14 protein-coding genes are annotated in these 16,721 nt (G+C 66.3%); 4 read left to right on the plus strand and 10 right to left on the minus strand.

What is annotated here, in order from left to right:
* The gene (locus AC3FNH_RS05955; RefSeq protein WP_488719371.1) at positions 1–849 is read right to left on the minus strand and encodes a sulfurtransferase; all 849 of its coding nucleotides are present in this window, start codon (positions 847–849) and stop codon (positions 1–3) included.
* 182 nt (positions 850–1,031) lie between these two features.
* On the opposite strand from AC3FNH_RS05955, the gene dnaE reads away from it, so the two are divergent.
* The 3 genes from dnaE to AC3FNH_RS05970 all read left to right on the plus strand — a co-directional run bounded on the left by dnaE (position 1,032) and on the right by AC3FNH_RS05970 (position 7,202).
* Entirely contained in the window at positions 1,032–4,550 is a 3,519-nt protein-coding gene (dnaE, locus tag AC3FNH_RS05960; RefSeq protein WP_488719372.1) for a DNA polymerase III subunit alpha, read from the plus strand.
* A gap of 279 nt (positions 4,551–4,829) precedes the next feature.
* Entirely contained in the window at positions 4,830–6,539 is a 1,710-nt protein-coding gene (msbA, locus tag AC3FNH_RS05965) for a lipid A export permease/ATP-binding protein MsbA (RefSeq protein WP_276100661.1), read from the plus strand.
* 72 nt (positions 6,540–6,611) lie between these two features.
* Positions 6,612–7,202 (plus strand): peroxidase-related enzyme, encoded by a 591-nt coding sequence (locus AC3FNH_RS05970; protein ID WP_488719373.1) that lies wholly within the window; start codon positions 6,612–6,614, stop codon positions 7,200–7,202.
* A gap of 28 nt (positions 7,203–7,230) precedes the next feature.
* Here the strand turns inward: AC3FNH_RS05970 and AC3FNH_RS05975 are convergent, their stop codons facing one another.
* On the minus strand, positions 7,231–7,740 hold the full coding sequence (locus AC3FNH_RS05975) for a hypothetical protein (RefSeq protein WP_276099792.1): 510 nt from the start codon (positions 7,738–7,740) through the stop codon (positions 7,231–7,233).
* A 319-nt stretch (positions 7,741–8,059) separates the two neighbouring features.
* On the opposite strand from AC3FNH_RS05975, the gene alr reads away from it, so the two are divergent.
* Positions 8,060–9,160: an alanine racemase gene (gene alr, locus AC3FNH_RS05980; RefSeq protein ID WP_276099794.1), complete on the plus strand. Its 1,101-nt coding sequence runs from the start codon at positions 8,060–8,062 to the stop codon at positions 9,158–9,160.
* 44 nt (positions 9,161–9,204) lie between these two features.
* On the opposite strand, the gene rng is transcribed toward alr, so the two are convergent.
* The 8 genes from rng to AC3FNH_RS06020 form a co-directional block, all read right to left on the minus strand.
* On the minus strand, positions 9,205–10,665 hold the full coding sequence (gene rng, locus AC3FNH_RS05985) for a ribonuclease G (protein WP_276099795.1): 1,461 nt from the start codon (positions 10,663–10,665) through the stop codon (positions 9,205–9,207).
* A 74-nt stretch (positions 10,666–10,739) separates the two neighbouring features.
* Positions 10,740–11,342, minus strand: coding sequence for a Maf family protein (locus AC3FNH_RS05990; protein ID WP_488719374.1), 603 nt, complete (start codon positions 11,340–11,342; stop codon positions 10,740–10,742).
* Positions 11,343–11,425: 83 nt separating this feature from the next.
* Positions 11,426–11,905: a 23S rRNA (pseudouridine(1915)-N(3))-methyltransferase RlmH gene (gene rlmH / locus AC3FNH_RS05995; RefSeq protein WP_011298676.1), complete on the minus strand. Its 480-nt coding sequence runs from the start codon at positions 11,903–11,905 to the stop codon at positions 11,426–11,428.
* A 45-nt stretch (positions 11,906–11,950) separates the two neighbouring features.
* On the minus strand, positions 11,951–12,676 hold the full coding sequence (gene rsfS, locus AC3FNH_RS06000) for a ribosome silencing factor (RefSeq protein ID WP_488719375.1): 726 nt from the start codon (positions 12,674–12,676) through the stop codon (positions 11,951–11,953).
* A gap of 43 nt (positions 12,677–12,719) precedes the next feature.
* The gene (locus tag AC3FNH_RS06005; RefSeq protein WP_276099798.1) at positions 12,720–13,439 is read right to left on the minus strand and encodes a nicotinate-nucleotide adenylyltransferase; all 720 of its coding nucleotides are present in this window, start codon (positions 13,437–13,439) and stop codon (positions 12,720–12,722) included.
* Between the two features lie 10 nt (positions 13,440–13,449).
* Positions 13,450–14,361 carry an oxygen-dependent coproporphyrinogen oxidase gene (gene hemF / locus AC3FNH_RS06010; RefSeq protein WP_488719376.1) on the minus strand — a complete coding sequence of 304 codons (912 nt, stop codon included), beginning with the start codon at positions 14,359–14,361 and terminating at the stop codon, positions 13,450–13,452.
* 186 nt (positions 14,362–14,547) lie between these two features.
* Entirely contained in the window at positions 14,548–15,816 is a 1,269-nt protein-coding gene (purD, locus tag AC3FNH_RS06015; protein WP_488719377.1) for a phosphoribosylamine--glycine ligase, read from the minus strand.
* A 79-nt stretch (positions 15,817–15,895) separates the two neighbouring features.
* Positions 15,896–16,621, minus strand: a complete 726-nt coding sequence (locus AC3FNH_RS06020) for a YebC/PmpR family DNA-binding transcriptional regulator (protein WP_276099801.1) — start codon at positions 16,619–16,621, stop codon at positions 15,896–15,898.
* Positions 16,622–16,721: the final 100 nt, after the last annotated feature.

Raw genomic sequence — 16,721 nt, forward strand, 5'->3', positions numbered from 1 at the left:
TCAGGCGGCAGCCTGACCGCGCTGCCCGATGCAATGCGGGCAACTCTTGCCGACGACGTAGTGCGGGCTTTGCTGTTCTTCCGGCGTCACCACGGCACGGCAGGCGAAGCACTGTTTCGGGCCGGCGGGCTCCAGGTTCGGATTGAGCGCGGTGCGGTAATCGAAGACGAAGCAGTCGCCGCGATAGTGGCTGCCGCCGACTTCCTCGAAATACTTGAGGATGCCGCCTTCAAGCTGGTAGACGTGGTCGATGCCGACTTCCTGCATGTGGATCGCGGCCTTCTCGCAGCGGATGCCGCCGGTGCAGAACGACACCACGGTCTTGCCTTCGAAATCCGCCTTGTGGGCTTCCACCGCTTCGGGGAATTCGCTGAACTTGGCGAGGTTGTATTCCACCACCGTATCGAACGTCCCGACCGCCACTTCGAAGTCGTTGCGCGTATCGAGCATCACCACCGGACGGCCGTCGTCGTCATGGCCCTGGTCCAGCCAGCGCTTGAGGTCGACCGGCCGCACCGACGGCGCGCGCCCTTCCTCGGGACGGATCAGCGGGCGCTTCATGGTGATGATTTCCTTCTTGGCGCGCACCAGCATGCGCTTGAAGGGCTGGTTCTCCGACAGGCTTTCCTTGGGCGCAATGTCCGCGAAGCGCGCGTCGGCATGCAGCCAGGCCATGAAGCCATCAATGGCTTCGCGCGGGCCGGCCAGGAACATGTTGATGCCTTCGGGCGCGAGCAGGATGGTGCCCTTCAGGCCAAGATCCTCGCAGCGCGAGCGCATTTCCGGCCGCAACGTCTCGATGTCGTTGAGCGAGACGAACTTGTAAGCGGAGATGTTGACGATCTGCATGATGGGCTGCGCTGCGCCACGCGCGCAAACGCGCGCGATAACTGCCTGATTGGAAAGGCGAAATTATAGCGCGCCGGGCCGGCGCCGGCCGGCATTTCCCAGCGTCGTCCTCGGCTATCGGGGGCGGGTGCGATGTTCCAGGCCCGGGCCGCTGCCCATGCCAAGCCGGTACAATGTCGCCCATGTCTGCCCCCCGTTTCGTACACCTTCGCGTCCATTCCGAGTATTCCGTCGTCGACGGCATCGTCCGCCTGGATGATGCCGTCAAGGCCGCGGCCGGCGATGGCATGGGCGCGCTCGCTCTCACCGACCTCGCCAATGCCTTCGGCCTGATCCGCTTCTACAAGGAAGCGCGCGGCGGCGGCGTCAAGCCCGTGGTCGGCGCCGATGTCTGGCTGTCCAATGCGGACGACCGCGACAAGCCCGCGCGGCTGCTGCTGCTGGTGCAGGACCGCATCGGCTACCTGAACCTGTGCATGCTGCTGTCGCGCGCGTGGCTGTCGAACCAGCACCGCGGCCGTGCCGAGATCGAGCCCGGCTGGTTCGGCGAGCCCGGTGAAGAGGGCCAGCCGCTGGCGACAGGGCTGATCGCGCTGTCGGGCGCAATGGGCGGCGATGTCGGCATGGCGCTGGTCAACGGCAACGTCGATGGCGCCCGCCGTGCCGCGGCGCATTGGGCCTCCGTCTTCCCGCAGCGTTTCTACATCGAGCTGCAGCGCGCCGGTCATCCCGGCACGGATGCCTACGTGCAGCAGGCCGTGCACCTGGCCGCCGAGATGCAGCTGCCCGTGGTGGCCACGCACCCGGTGCAGTTCATGACGCCGGACGACTTCACCGCGCACGAGGCGCGCGTCTGTATCGCCGAAGGCGAACTGCTGGCCAATCCGCGCCGTACGCGCCGTTTCACCACGGACCAGTACTTCAAGACGCAGGACGAGATGTGCGCGCTGTTCGCCGACATTCCGTCCGCGCTCGAGAACGCCGTGGAGATCGCGCGGCGCTGCAACCTGACGCTGGAGCTGGGCAAGCCGCGCCTGCCGCTGTTCCCCACGCCCGACGGCATGTCGCTCGACGACTACCTGGTCTTCATGGCCAAGGACGGCCTGGAGAAGCGCCTGGCCGTGCTGTTCCCGGACGAGGCACAGCGCGAGGCCAAGCGGCCCGAGTACTACGCACGCCTGGAGTTCGAGACCGGCACCATCATCAAGATGGGTTTCCCGGGCTACTTCCTGATCGTGGCGGACTTTATCAACTGGGCCAAGAACAATGGCGTGCCGGTGGGGCCGGGCCGGGGCTCGGGCGCCGGTTCGCTGGTGGCCTATGCGCTGGGCATTACCGACCTGGATCCGCTCAAGTACGCGCTGCTGTTCGAGCGTTTCCTGAACCCGGAGCGGGTGTCCATGCCCGACTTCGATATCGACTTCTGCCAGCACGGCCGTGACCGCGTGATCACGTACGTGAAGGAAAAGTACGGCAAGGATGCGGTATCGCAGATCGCTACCTTCGGCACCATGGCGGCCAAGGCCGCGGTGCGCGACGTGGGCCGCGTGCTCGACCTGGGCTACGGCTTCGTCGACGGCATCGCCAAGCTGATTCCGTTCAAGCCCGGCAAGCTCGTCACGATCGAAGAGGCCAAGAAGGAAGAGCCGCTGCTCACCGAGCGCGAGAACAACGAGGAAGAAGTGCGCCAGCTGCTGGAGCTGGCGCAGCGCGTCGAAGGCATGACCCGCAACGTCGGTATGCACGCCGGCGGCGTGCTGATCGCGCCGGGCCGGCTGACCGATTTCTGCCCGCTCTATACGCAGGGCGCGCAGAACGACGGCATGAGCGGCGTCGTCAGCCAGTACGACAAGGACGACGTGGAAGCGGCCGGCCTGGTCAAGTTCGACTTTCTGGGCCTGACCACGCTGACCATCCTCGACTGGGCCGAGCGCTATATCCGCCGGCTGGATCCCAGCAAGGCGGACTGGAACTGCAGCCAGATCCCGCTCGATGACGGCCCTGCCTTCGACATCCTCAAGACCGCCAACACGGTCGCGGTGTTCCAGCTGGAAAGCCGCGGCATGCAGGGCATGCTGAAGGACGCCAAGCCTGACCGCTTCGAGGACATCATCGCGCTGGTGGCACTGTACCGCCCGGGCCCGATGGACCTGATCCCCAGCTTCTGCGCGCGCAAGCACGGCCGCGAGAAGGTGGAGTACCCGGACCCGCGCGTCGAGCCCGTGCTCAAGGAGACCTACGGCATCATGGTCTACCAGGAGCAGGTGATGCAGATGGCGCAGATCATCGGCGGCTACTCGCTCGGCGGCGCCGACCTGCTGCGCCGCGCCATGGGCAAGAAAAAGCCCGAGGAGATGGCGCAGCACCGCGTGATGTTCCGCGAAGGCGCCGACAAGAACGGTCTCTCCGCCGAGCAGGCCGACGACATCTTCGACCTGATGGAGAAGTTCGCGGGCTACGGCTTCAACAAGTCGCACGCGGCCGCGTACGCGCTGCTGGCGTACTACACCGCGTGGCTCAAGGCGCATCATCCGGCCGAATTCATGGCAGCCAACATGTCGCTGGCCATGGACGACACCGACAAGGTCAAGATCCTTTACGAGGACTGCAAGCTCAACAAGCTCGCGGTGCTGCCGCCCGACGTCAACGCCAGCGAGTACCGCTTCGCGCCGACCGATGCCAGGACCATTCGCTACGGCCTCGGCGGCATCAAGGGCTCCGGGCAGGGCGCCATCGAAGACATCCTGCGTGCGCGCGCGGAGCGGCCCTTCACGGACCTGTTCGACTTCTGCGAGCGCGTCGACCGCCGCCAGGTGAACCGCCGCACCATCGAGGCGCTGATCCGTGCCGGCGCGTTCGACAGCCTCAACGACAACCGCGCGCAATTGCTGGCCTCGGTCTCGATCGCGATGGAGGCGGCCGACCAGAAGGCCGAGTCGGCCAACCAGGTCTCGCTGTTCGACTTGATGGGAGATGCCGGCGATGCGCACCGGCCGGAACTGATCGATGAACCGCGCTGGACGCCCAAGCGCACCTTGCAGGAGGAGAAGCAAGCGCTCGGCTACTACTTCTCCGGGCACCTGTTCGATGCCTGCCGCGACGAGGTGCGCCGCTTCGTCAAGAGCACGCTGGCCGGCCTGGAAAAGGAAGTGCAGGGCAACGGCGGCGGTTTCGGCCGCGACGTGCGCGGCAAGACCATCGCCGGCGTGATCGCCGGGGTGCGCACGCAGATGACGCAGCGCGGCAAGATGATCATCGTGCAGCTCGACGACGGCACCGGGGTGGTGGAGATGACCGTCTTCAACGAGGTGTTCGATGCCAACCGGCATATGTTCCGCGAGGACGAGCTGCTGATCGCGACGGGCAACGCACGCCACGACACCTTCACCGGCGGCGTGCGCTTCACGGCCGAGTCGGTCATGGACCTGGCGACGGCGCGCAGCGCCTATGCCAGTGCGCTCAGCATCGCGCTCGCACCGGAAGACTCGACCATGGAACGTTTGCGCACGGTGCTGACCCAATACCGTGCCAAGCCGCGCGATGCGGGCCCGGCGGGCCTCGGCCTGCTGGTGCGGTACCGCAATCCGAGTGCCGCGTGCGAGATCCATCTCGGACCGAACTGGCGCGTGGAGCCGGACGAAGCCCTGCTCGGTGAACTGCGGCAGTGGCTTGGCAACGACGCGGTGGAGCTGATGTATTGAAGTTCGGGGCAGGGCGCGCAAGGCATGGCGCCATGCCCTTTTGCGCACCTTCCGGCGCCTCTGCCGCGCCGGGGAATGCGGTTACAATGGCTGCGTTTTTTGCGCCTCTATGTGGCGTTTTCGCCATGCCGGGCAACATGTTCCGGTAATTCCCCGGCGTTTCCCGTGCCACCCGGTCAGACGGGTGCGCGTCGCATCTTTCAAATAAGGGCGGTAGTGAGCAATCCAGCGAAGTCCGAACAATCGGCCGGACAAGACGTACAGGTAGGCAAGCGCCTGATGGGCTATCTGCGCCCCGAGCTGCGCATCTTCATTGCCGCCATCGTGGCCATGGCCGTGGTCGCGGCCAGCGAGGGCGTGATCCCGAAGGTCGTCAACGACTTGCTCGACAAGGGCTTTGGCGGCCAATACGCCGGCAAGCTGTGGCATGTCCCCGCCATCCTGACCGGCGTGGCGCTGATCCGCGGCGTGGCCCAGTTCGCGTCCGGTTACCTGTTGAGCCTGATCTCGAACCGCGTGCTGCTGAAGATGCGCATGCAGATGTTCGACCGCATGCTGCACGCGCCGGCCCAGTTCTATCACCGCAATACCGCGGCGTCGCTGATCAACGCGGTGATCTTCGAGGTCAACCAGGTGCTGTCGATCCTGACCAGCGTGTTCATCACGCTGGTGCGGGACTCGCTGACCGTAGTGGCGCTGCTGATCTACCTGTTCTACACGAACTGGCGCCTGACGCTGATCGTGGCCGTGATCCTGCCCGTGATCGGCTACCTGATGTCGAAGATCAACCGGCGCCTGCGCCGCCTGAACCGCGACCACCAGACCCTGACCAACAGCGCTGCCTATGTGGTCGAAGAGGCCGCAGGCGGCTTCAAGGTCGTGAAGCTGCACGGCGGCGAGGCTTACGAGATGAACCGCTTCCGCGCCATGGCGGAGCGGCTCAAGAACTACTCGATGCGCATGGCCGTGGCCGGCGGCCTGAACCAGCCCGTGACGGCTTTCCTGGCCGCGCTGGCGCTGTCGGTCATCATCACCATCGCCATGATCCAGGCGCAGGGCAACCAGACCACGATCGGCGGTTTCACCGGTTTCGTGATGGCCATGCTGCTGCTGATCTCGCCGCTCAAGCACCTGACGGACATCAACCAGCCGCTCACGCGCGGCCTGACCGCGGCCGAACTGATCTTCCGCCTGATCGACGAGCCGGTGGAGCCGCAGGACGGCGGTGTGCGCATCGAACGTGCCAGGGGCGACCTGGTGTTCGAGCGCGTCGGCTTCCGTTATGGCGAAGGCATGCGTGCGGCGCTGGAGGGCATCGATATCCGCGTGCCCGCCGGCGAGGTGGTGGCGCTGGTCGGTCCGTCGGGCAGCGGCAAGACCACGCTGGTCAACCTGGTGCCGCGCTTCTTCGACCCGAGCGACGGCCGCATCCTGCTGGATGGTCACGCCATCGGCGATATCGCGCTGCGCGAGTTGCGCAACCAGATCGCCTTCGTGAGCCAGGATGTGGTGCTCTTCAACGACACGGTTGCCGCCAACGTGGCGTATGGGGTCGGCCCGGAAGACAAGATCGATATGGCGCGTGTCGAACGTGCGCTGCAGGCCGCCTACCTGACCGATGTGGTGAAGAACCTGCCCGAAGGCGTCAACACGAACATTGGCGACAACGGCATGAAGCTCTCTGGTGGCCAACGCCAGCGCCTGGCCATCGCTCGTGCGATCTACAAGGATGCGCCGATCCTGATCCTGGATGAAGCCACCTCGGCGCTCGATTCGGAATCCGAGCGCCAGGTGCAGGCCGCGCTCGAAGCGCTGATGGTCGGCCGCACGACGCTGGTGATCGCGCACCGCCTTTCCACCATCGAGAACGCCGACCGCATCGTCGTGCTCGACCATGGCCGCGTGGCGGAGCAGGGCACGCACGAGGAGCTGCTGGGCGCCAACGGCCTGTACGCCGGGCTGCACCGGATCCAGTTCGCTACACACTGATCCTGGCTGCCGGCTCGCGGTTTGCGCCTTCGCTACAATGGGCCGACAACAACGACCGCGAGAGAGACAGCCATGACCCGCCCGGCCCTTCCCATCAGCCGTTACCCGGTACCCGAACTGAAGGCGCTGCCCGACGACATCCGGCAGCGCATCCTCGAAGTCCAGGAAAAGGCCGGCTTCGTGCCCAACGTCTTCCTGACGCTGGCCCACCGGCCCGACGAGTTCCGCGCCTTCTTCGCCTATCACGACGCGCTGATGCTGAAGGACGGCGGCCTGACCAAGGGCGAGCGCGAGATGATCGTGGTGGCCACGTCGGCGGCCAACCAGTGCCTGTACTGCGTGGTCGCGCACGGCGCCATCCTGCGCATCTACGAGAAGAAGCCGCTGGTGGCCGACCAGGTCGCGGTGAACTACCTGAAAGCCGATATCCCGCCGCGCCAGCGAGCCATGCTCGATTTCGCGCTGAAGGTGTGCCAGGCCTCGCACGAGATCGGCGACGCCGACTTTGCGGCGCTGCGCGAGCATGGCTTCAGCGACGAAGACGCGTGGGACATCGCCGCCATTACCGCGTTTTTCGGCTTGTCGAACCGCATGGCCAACACCATCAGCATGCGCCCGAACGACGAGTTCTTCCTGATGGGCCGCGTGCCCAAGAGCAAGTAAGTGTGTGCTTGTGCGCTGGGCCGCATGATCAGCGAATCTCGGCGCACTCCCCGTTGCTTGGATTGAACAGCACCGGCCATGCCTGCTCATAGATGCCGGGTGTGCAGCGCTGCTGGCAATTGGCGTGCGCGAGCGTGACGCGCCGCGGGTCCTGCCAGATCAGCAGCCTGCATTGGGTGCCATCGGTGGCCTCCAGCACGATATGCGGCGTCTTCTGGACTTGCTTGAAATCCGCCAGGTCGAACTGGCAGGTTCCGCGCTTGGATACCCACAGCTTCCACTTCAGGGACTTCACGTCATTGGCGACCACGCGCATCACCGCGTCTTCGCGGAAACCGTCGTCTTCCGTCCGGCGGCAGGTGCCGGCCAGGCTGATGTCGTGCGCCGCGATCGGCGTGGCGCGTGGTTTTTCGGGGGCGGGGGCTGCGGCCACGGGCGCTGGAGGAGGCGGAGGTGCCCGACGGGCGATGGGCAACTGCTCGCAGGCAGTGCACAAGATCATGGCCAGAAAGCATGGGGCCAAATGCGCGGCTTTCATCCGGGTACCTCACTACTGAACGCCTTGGACCTGCGGGCTGCCGCCCGCGCTTGTCGATGGGATGGCGTTAACTGAGTTATAGCGGATCGCCACGAACGCGCATGGTCATGAGGATCACTTGCGCGTAGGTAGAAACACCACCCCCTTTCGCTGGCGAACCGTCGATCGCTTTGTCGCTTGCCCGGATTTGGGAGCCGTTACTGAAAAGTGCGTGAATTTCAGTAACAAAGCCTGCTTCAACGTCGATACGATAGTCGGTGCTCTGGGATCAGAGCGGATCACCAGTCATTCCTGCGGCAACCCGGATAGCGACAACGATATGCCCCGCCCCATCTCCGTGACCATCCACCGGTCCGCGCTCGCCAACAACCTGGCCATCGCGCGGCGCCTCGCACCCGCATCGAAAGTCTGGGCCGTGGTAAAGGCCAATGCCTATGGCCACGGCATCGCCCGGGTCTACCAGGCGCTTGCGTCGGCCGACGGCTTCGCGCTCCTGGACCTGCACGAAGCGGCCCAATTGCGCGACCTGGGCTGGGCCGGGCCGATCCTGCTGCTGGAGGGGTTCTTCGACGACAGCGATATCGCGCTGCTCGCCTCGCTGCGCCTGACCACGGCAGTGCACGGGGAAGAGCAGTTGCGGATGCTGGAGCTGGCATCGCGCGATGGCCGGCTGGCGCCGCGATCGCTCGACGTCTGCCTGAAACTGAATTCCGGCATGAACCGTCTCGGCTTCAGTCCGCAAGAGTACGGCGCGGCCTGGCGGCGCCTGAGTGATATTGCCGCGGTGAGGTCGGTGACCCATATGAGCCATTTTTCGGATGCGGATACCGACAAAGGCGTCACGGAACAGGCGGCAACTTTTTACGCTGCCACGCGCGGCCTGCCGGGGCAGGTCTGCATCGCGAACTCGGCGGCGACCATGCGTCATGCCGATTGCCACGCGGACTGGGTGCGGGCAGGGATCATGCTGTACGGCGCCGCGCCGTCGGGCTGCGCCAGGGATCTGGCCGGCACAGGACTGCAGGCTGCACAGACGCTTGCCAGCCGGATACTGGGCGTGCAGGAGCTGCAACCCGGCCAGTCGGTTGGCTATGGCTCGCACTATGTCGCGACGCGACGCCAGCGTATCGGCATCGTCGCTTGCGGCTATGCCGATGGCTATCCGCGCACAAGCTCTTCGCACACGGAGCATTTCGCGCCGGTTCGCGTCGGCAACCGGAACACACGCACGGTCGGACGCATATCGATGGACATGCTGGCAGTCGATCTCAGCGAGTGTCCCGAGGCCAATGTCGGCACGCCGGTCGAACTCTGGGGCCGGCACGTTCCGATCGACGACGTTGCCGCGGCGGCGGGCACGATCGGCTATGAGCTGATGTGCGCGGTGGCACCGCGCGTCCCGGTTGTCGTGGCGGACTGACGGATAGCGATCACCGGCCGCGTGTAGCGGGGGGGGGCGCCTGGCTACATCAGGATGATGTCGTACTGCTCCTGGTGGAACGTCGATTCCACCTGCAGCGAGATCGGCTTGCCGATGAAGTCGCCCAGCATCGCCAGGTGCTGGCTTTCCTCTTCCAGGAACAGGTCGATGACTTCCTGCGACGCCAGGATGCGGAACTCGCGCGGGTTGAACTGGCGCGATTCACGCATGATCTCGCGCAGGATGTCGTAGCACACCGTGCGCGGCGTCTTGACCTGGCCCTTGCCCGTGCACACCGGGCACTGCTCGCACAGCACGTGCGCGAGCGATTCACGCGTGCGCTTGCGTGTCATCTCGACCAGGCCGAGCTGCGAGAAGTTGTTGACGGTGATGCGCGTGCGGTCGCGCGACAGCGCGCGCTTGAGTTCCGACAGCACCGCCTCGCGGTGCTCGACATTCTCCATGTCGATGAAGTCGATGATGATGATCCCGCCCAGGTTGCGCAGGCGCAGCTGGCGCGCAATGGTGTGCGCGGCTTCGAGGTTGGTCTTGAAGATCGTGTCGTCGAAGTTGCGCGCGCCGACGTAGCCCCCGGTGTTGACGTCGATCGTCGTCATCGCCTCGGTCTGGTCGATCATCAGGTAGCCGCCGGACTTCAGGTCCACGCGCCGCGACAGCGCCTTCTCGATCTCGGCGTCGATATTGAACAGGTCGAAGATCGGCCGCTCGCCGGCGTAGTGCGACAGGCGCGGCAGCACCGCCGGCGTGTATTCCTGCGCGAACTCCACCAGCCGCTGGTAGTTCTCGCGCGAGTCGATCTGGATCACGCCGGTGGCGTCGTTGATGAAGTCGCGCAGCACGCGCTGGGCCAGGTCGAGGTCCTGATAGAGCAGGCTCGGCGCCGGCTGCGTGGTGGCGTTCTGGCGGATCACGGCCCAGATCTTGCGCAGGTAGGCGATGTCATTGCCCAGTTCTTCGTCGCTGGCTTCCTCGGCGATGGTGCGCACGATGAAGCCGCCGCGCTCGTCGGCCGGCACCAGGCCCTGCACGCGGCTGCGCAGCGCCTCGCGGTCAACCTCGCCTTCGATGCGCTGCGAAATGCCGATGTGCGGGTCCTGCGGCAGGTACACGAGCGTGCGCCCGGCAATGCTGACCTGCGTGGACAGGCGCGCGCCCTTGGTGCCGATCGGATCCTTGATGACCTGCACCATCAGCGCTTGGCCTTCGAACAGGGTCTTCTCGATGGCGAGCTGGGTGCCGTTCTTGTCTGGATCGCGCGGGTGCCAGATGTCGGCGACGTGCAGGAAGGCGGCGCGTTCCAGGCCGATGTCGATGAAGGCCGACTGCATGCCCGGCAGCACGCGCACGACCTTGCCCAGGTAGATGTTCCCGACCAGTCCGCGCGTCAGGGTGCGCTCGACATGCAGTTCCTGGACGGCGGCCTGCTGCACGATGGCAACGCGCGTCTCTTGGGGCGTGATGTTGACGAGGATGTCTTCAGTCATGGCGGATGAAACGCGTTGCCGGTGTACCGGCGATGTATTGTCTGCCCGGACTGGCAGGCTTTGGCAGGTGCCGTTCAGAACCGCAGGCGGGCCTGCCTGAGTAACGCAGCCGTCTCAAACAGGGGCAGTCCCATGATACCTGAATAGCTGCCTTCGATCCGCTCGACGAACTCCGCCGCGCGCCCCTGGATGCCGTAGGCGCCGGCCTTGCCGAGCGGCTCGCCGCTGGCGACGTAGCCTTCGATCTCGGGCGTGGTCATCGCGCGGAATGTGACGCGCGAGATCGACAGGGCATGATGCATGCCCAGCGTCGAGACCACGGTTACGGCGGTCAGCACGCGGTGCGTCGTGCCGGACAGCGCGGCCAGCATGGCCGCGGCGTCGGCGCCGTCGGCCGGCTTGCCGAGGATGTCACCGCCGAGGCACACGGTGGTATCGGACGTAAGCACGGGGGCGTCGCGCAGCGCGCGCCGTTCGCGGCGCCGCAGCGCGGCTTCGGCCTTGAGCGCGCAGACGCGCTGGACATAGTCGTCGGGGGTCTCGCCGGGCTGTACGACTTCCAGCGACTCCGCGTCTTCGTCATCATCGGCGAGCAGCAGTTCATAGCGCACGCCGAGCTGCGTCAGCAGTTCGCGGCGGCGCGGGCTCTGGGAGGCGAGATAAAGGTAGTCGTGCATCACGGCGGGCGGGAGCGGAAGATTCGGGAACAGGCGGGCCCGGGGCGGCCGCCCAAGGCCCGCATTGTACTGCCGGTGCCGGCTCAGGCCCGGTGATAGGGGTGGTTCTGCGTGACCGACCAGGCGCGGTAGAGCTGCTCCGCCAGCAGCACGCGCACCATGCCGTGTGGCAGCGTAAGGCTGGACAGCCGCAGCAGCGTTTGCGCCCGCGCCTTCAGCGCGGGATCGAGGCCGTCGGCCCCGCCGATCAGGAACGCGACATCGCCGCCTTCGCGCTGCCAGTCGGTGAGCTGGCCGGCGAGCTGCACGGTAGTGAAATCGCGCCCGCGCTCATCCAGTGCCACGATGCGGCACTGCCGCGACAGCGATCCCAGCACCGCGTCGATGCGCGCGGCTTCGCGCTGCATCACGGTGGCGGCGTTATTGGAGGAGGAGCGGGTTTCGGGCTTGACCTCGCGCAGTTCGATGCGCAGCTCTGGCGGCATGCGCTTGGCATACTCGTTGAAGCCAGTTTCGATCCAGCCAGGCATCTTGTGGCCGACCGCGACGATGACCAGTTGCATGGGGTGTATTGCCGCGCGGCCGCAGCCGCGCGCGCAAGTTCAGACTCAGGCCGAGCGCGTGGTGCGCTTGCGGGCTGCCGGCTTGGCGGCGCCGGTCTTGGCAGCACCGGTCTTGGCCGCGCCAGTCTTGGCCGCGGTGGTACGCGTGGCGGTCTTGCGCGCCGGGGTGCCGGCGGCCGCCTTGCGCGGCGCGGCGGCGCGCGTGGCGGGAGTCTTGGCGGCAGCGGTCTTGCGGGCCGGCTTGCGGATGGTGGCGATGGCGTCCGGATCGGTGTCCTCGTGGCCCATCGGAGGCGAGGGCTCCTTCATGCCTTCGGGCAGGCGGGCCAGCGCCGGGCGCAGGTTGCTGGCACGGCGCGCGCGCGGTGCCGGCGCTTCGTCTTCGTCATCGTCCATCGGCTCGCTGGCCTTGGCCAGGCCCTTGGCGGCGGCGAGCTTCATGCGCACCGGCTTGTCGCCCCAGATCTCTTCGAGGTTGTAGTACAGGCGCAACTGCGGCTGCAGGATGTGCACCACCGCGTCGCCGCAGTCGACCAGAACCCATTCGCCGGTTTCCAGGCCTTCCACCGCAACGATATGGCCGCCGGCTTCCTTCACCGTGTCGCGCACCGACGCCGCCAGCGCCTTGGTCTGGCGGTTGGATGTCCCGCTGGCAATCACCACCCGGTCGAACAGCTCGGTCAGGTGGGTGGTGTCATACACCTTGATGTCCTGCGCTTTGACATCCTCGAGGCCGTCGACGATGGCGCGTTGCAGTTTGCGAATATCCATGGTGCGTTCTTGTTCAGCTGAAATCATTGGGGGGGCGGCCGGTTCAGGGCTGTCCTGAGGCGGGGCGGTAGAGCCCGCGGCTCGCGATGTAGTGTGCCACGCCGGCTGGCAATTGGTCATCCGCCGGGAGGCCGGATGCCAGGCGCTGGCGCAGGCCGGTGGAAGACAGGTCGACGGCGAGCGTCTGGTCGATCCACATCCGGCCGGAGGGCGTGCATTGTATCAGGTGCGTGTCGGCCTGGCGCGCGACCAGTGCTTCGCGCACCGGTCCTTCGAGTTCAGACAGATCGAAGCCAGGGCGCGTGGCGGTACAGAAGTGCACATGCGCGAACAATTCCTGCCAGCCGTGCCAGGTATGCAGGCGCAGGAGCTGGTCGGCGCCCATCAGCCAGCACAGCGACGCCTCGGGGCCGTATTCATCGCGCAGCTGGCGCACGGTGTCGATGGTGTAGCTCGGGCCCTCGCGGTCGACTTCCATCCGGCTCACGCGGATCTTTGCGGAAGTGCCGGTCAGGGCGGCGGCCGCCAGCTCGGTCATGGCGAACCGGTCCGCGGCCGGGGTCACGTCGGCACCTTTCTGCCACGACTGGCCGGTCGGGATCCATACCAGTTCATCGAGCGCCAGGTGGTCGATACAAAGGCTGGCCAGTGCCACATGGCCGATATGGGGTGGGTCGAAAGTGCCGCCGAGGATGCCCAGGCGGTACGGGCGGGCGTCTTTGCCGGCATTGGCCGGCACGTCGTCTTGGTCGGGATGTGCCATACGGTTGCCGTCAGGCCCAGTCGCGCGCCGGCAGGAAGTCGGTGTACAGCGCGCTTTCGGCGCTACCCGGCTCCGGCTGCCAGTCGTAGCGCCATGTCACCTGCGGCGGCATCGACATCAGGATCGATTCGGCGCGCCCGCCGGACTGCAGCCCGAACAGCGTGCCGCGGTCGAACACCAGGTTGAATTCGACATAGCGGCCGCGGCGGTAGGACTGGAAATCGCGCTCGCGCTCGCCGTACGGGGTGTCCTTGCGGCGCTCCAGGATGGGCTGGTAGGCGTCCAGGAAGGCATCGCCGACGCTGCGCATCATCTCGAAGCTGCGCTCGAAGCCCAGGGCCGAGAAGTCGTCGAAAAAGATCCCGCCAATGCCGCGCGCCTCGCCGCGGTGCTTGAGGAAGAAATAATCGTCGCACCACTGCTTGAAGCGCGGGTACAACTCGTCGCCAAACGGGGCCAGCGATGCCTTGCAGGTGCGGTGGAAATGCGCGCAGTCGTCGGCGTTGCCGTAGTAAGGCGTCAGGTCCATGCCGCCACCGAACCACCAGACCGGATCGGCATCGGGCCTGGTGGCGATGAAGCAGCGCACGTTCATGTGCACGGTGGGCACGTACGGGTTGCGCGGATGGAACACCAGCGACACGCCCATGGCTTCGAAGCCGCGCCCGGCAAGCTCGGGCCGGTTGGCGCTCGCCGACGGCGGCAAGGTGTCGCCGGTGACGTGCGAAAAGCCCACGCCGGCACGCTCCATCACGGCGCCGCCCTCCAGGATGCGGGTGCGGCCACTGCCGCGCAGGCGCTCGGTGGGCGGCTTTTCCCAGGCGTCGGTCAGGAACGGCTGTCCGTCGATGGCGGCGACGGCGTCGGTGATGCGGTCTTGCAGACCGAGCAGGTAGGCACGGACTGCCTGGGAATCGATCATGGCGTGTAGGGGCGGGGGCCCCGGATGCAAGGGCGGCCGTGCCGGCGTCTGGCCGGCACGGCCGTCATGGGAGTGTCACGATTGTAACGGCTGGCGCGGCACTTGCCGGCGCGCGCCGTCCGCACGTGACGGGCCGCCAGGGGCCGGTCGGGCCCGGTGGCGGCGTCACACCGGTCACACCGGCGCTCAGCGCTTGATGGCGCGGTAGCCGATGTCGGTACGGTATTGCATGCCATCGAAATGGATCTGCTCCACGGCGGCGTAGGCGGCGCGCTGCGCTGCCTTGACGGTATCGGCCAGGCCCACCACGCAGAGCACGCGGCCGCCCGTGGTCAGCAGCGTGCCGTCCTTGAGCGTGGTGCCGGCGTGGAACGTCACGCTGTCGTCGGTTTCGGCCGGGATGCCGGTGATGGCGTCGCCCTTGCGCGGCGCGTCGGGATAGCCGTAGGCCGCAATCACCACGCCCAGCGCGGTGCGGCGGTCCCAGTCCAGTTCGACTTCGTCGAGCTTGCCCGACACGGCCGCGTCCATCACGTCGACCAGGTCGGTCTTCAGGCGCGCCATGATCGGCTGGGTTTCCGGGTCGCCCATGCGGCAGTTGAATTCCAGCGTCTTCGGGTTGCCGTCCTTGTCGATCATCAGGCCGGCGTACAGGAAGCCCGTGTACGGAATGCCGTCCTTTTCCATGCCGCGCACGGTCGGCAGGATGATCTCGCGCAGCGCGCGCGCATGCAGCGCGGGCGTGACCACCGGCGCGGGCGAATAGGCGCCCATGCCGCCGGTGTTGGGGCCGGCGTCGGCGTCCAGCAGGCGCTTGTGGTCCTGGCTGGTGGCCAGCGCCAGCACGTTCTTGCCGTCGACCATCACGATGAAGCTGGCCTCCTCGCCGTCCAGGAATTCCTCGACCACCACGCGCGCGCCGGCGTCGCCGAGCTTGTTGTCGGCCAGCATCATGTCGACCGCGGCATGGGCCTCTTCCAGGCTCATGGCGACGACCACGCCCTTGCCGGCCGCCAGGCCGTCAGCCTTGATCACGATCGGCGCGCCCTGCGCGTCGATGTAGGCGTGGGCCTGGGCGGCATCGGAGAAGGTCTGGTAAGCCGCCGTCGGAATACCGTGGCGGTGCATGAAGGCCTTGGCGAAGTCCTTCGACGACTCGAGCTGCGCGGCGGCCTGGGTCGGGCCGAAGATGCGCAGGCCCTTGGCGCGGAACACGTCCACGATGCCGGCGGCCAGCGGCGCCTCGGGGCCGACAACGGTGAAAGCCACGCCTTCGCGTTCGGCAAAGGCAGCCAGCACTTCCGGATCCGTCAGCGGAACATTCTGCAGGCGCTTGTCGAGCGCGGTCCCGCCATTGCCCGGTGCCACGTATACCACCTGCAACTTGGGGGATTGGGCCAATTTCCAGGCCAACGCGTGTTCACGTCCACCCGAGCCGACAACCAATACTTTCATGATCCACTGCCAGAAAAGAAACGCATGCAAAAAGGCGGCAGCCTGTTCGTGCTGCCGCCGGAGGGGCTATTCAGTCTAGTTACTCTTCGATGACTGCGTTGGTGAAGACTTCCTGCACGTCGTCCAGGTTTTCCAGGGCGTCCAGCAGCTTCTGCATCTTCACCGCGTCGTCGCCCGAGAAATCGACTTCGTTCTGCGGCTTCATCACCACGTCGGCCACTTCGGCCTTGAAGCCGGCGGCTTCCAGGGCCGCCTTGACCGCGGAAAAATCGTTCGGCGGGCAGGTGACTTCGATCGAGCCGTCTTCATTGGTGACGACGTCGTCGGCGCCGGCTTCCAGCGCGGCGTCCATCAGCTTGTCTTCCGGCGTGCCCGGCGCGAACAGGAACTGGCCGCAATGCGTGAACATGAAGGCCACCGAGCCTTCGGTGCCCATGTTGCCGCCGTGCTTGGAGAACGCGTGGCGCACTTCGGCCACGGTGCGGGTGCGGTTGTCGGTCAGGCAGTCGACGATGATCGCGGCGCCGCTCAGGCCGTAGCCTTCGTAGCGGATTTCCTCGTAGTTCACGCCTTCCAGGCCACCCACGCCGCGCTGGATCGCGCGCTGGATGTTGTCCTTGGGCATGTTGGCGTCCATCGCCTTGTCCATGGACAGGCGCAGGCGCGGGTTGGAGTCGGGATCGCCGCCGCCGAGCTTGGCGGCAACGGTGATTTCCTTGATCAGGCGGGTCCAGATCTTGCCGCGCTTGGCGTCAGCGGCGGCTTTCTTATGTTTGATATTGGCCCATTTCGAGTGACCGGCCATGATTCTCTCCGAAGCGGAAAACGTGAGGTTGTGCGGGAAGGCTGCAGCTTGCGCGCGCCGGGTACTGCCGGGTCATCGCCGGGTACTGCCGGGTATGAAA

This window comes from Cupriavidus sp. 22TCCZM01-5, assembly GCF_057798915.1.

What these genes read in the sequence shown, in the direction of transcription:
- AC3FNH_RS05955 (WP_488719371.1), bottom strand. Translation starts at nt 849, where the DNA reads ATGCAGATCGTCAACATCTCCGCTTACAAGTTCGTCTCGCTCAACGAC.
- dnaE (WP_488719372.1), top strand. Translation starts at nt 1,032, where the DNA reads ATGTCTGCCCCCCGTTTCGTACACCTTCGCGTCCATTCCGAGTATTCC.
- msbA (WP_276100661.1), top strand. Translation starts at nt 4,830, where the DNA reads ATGGGCTATCTGCGCCCCGAGCTGCGCATCTTCATTGCCGCCATCGTG.
- AC3FNH_RS05970 (WP_488719373.1), top strand. Translation starts at nt 6,612, where the DNA reads ATGACCCGCCCGGCCCTTCCCATCAGCCGTTACCCGGTACCCGAACTG.
- AC3FNH_RS05975 (WP_276099792.1), bottom strand. Translation starts at nt 7,740, where the DNA reads ATGAAAGCCGCGCATTTGGCCCCATGCTTTCTGGCCATGATCTTGTGC.
- alr (WP_276099794.1), top strand. Translation starts at nt 8,060, where the DNA reads ATGCCCCGCCCCATCTCCGTGACCATCCACCGGTCCGCGCTCGCCAAC.
- rng (WP_276099795.1), bottom strand. Translation starts at nt 10,665, where the DNA reads ATGACTGAAGACATCCTCGTCAACATCACGCCCCAAGAGACGCGCGTT.
- AC3FNH_RS05990 (WP_488719374.1), bottom strand. Translation starts at nt 11,342, where the DNA reads ATGCACGACTACCTTTATCTCGCCTCCCAGAGCCCGCGCCGCCGCGAA.
- rlmH (WP_011298676.1), bottom strand. Translation starts at nt 11,905, where the DNA reads ATGCAACTGGTCATCGTCGCGGTCGGCCACAAGATGCCTGGCTGGATC.
- rsfS (WP_488719375.1), bottom strand. Translation starts at nt 12,676, where the DNA reads ATGGATATTCGCAAACTGCAACGCGCCATCGTCGACGGCCTCGAGGAT.
- AC3FNH_RS06005 (WP_276099798.1), bottom strand. Translation starts at nt 13,439, where the DNA reads ATGGCACATCCCGACCAAGACGACGTGCCGGCCAATGCCGGCAAAGAC.
- hemF (WP_488719376.1), bottom strand. Translation starts at nt 14,361, where the DNA reads ATGATCGATTCCCAGGCAGTCCGTGCCTACCTGCTCGGTCTGCAAGAC.
- purD (WP_488719377.1), bottom strand. Translation starts at nt 15,816, where the DNA reads ATGAAAGTATTGGTTGTCGGCTCGGGTGGACGTGAACACGCGTTGGCC.
- AC3FNH_RS06020 (WP_276099801.1), bottom strand. Translation starts at nt 16,621, where the DNA reads ATGGCCGGTCACTCGAAATGGGCCAATATCAAACATAAGAAAGCCGCC.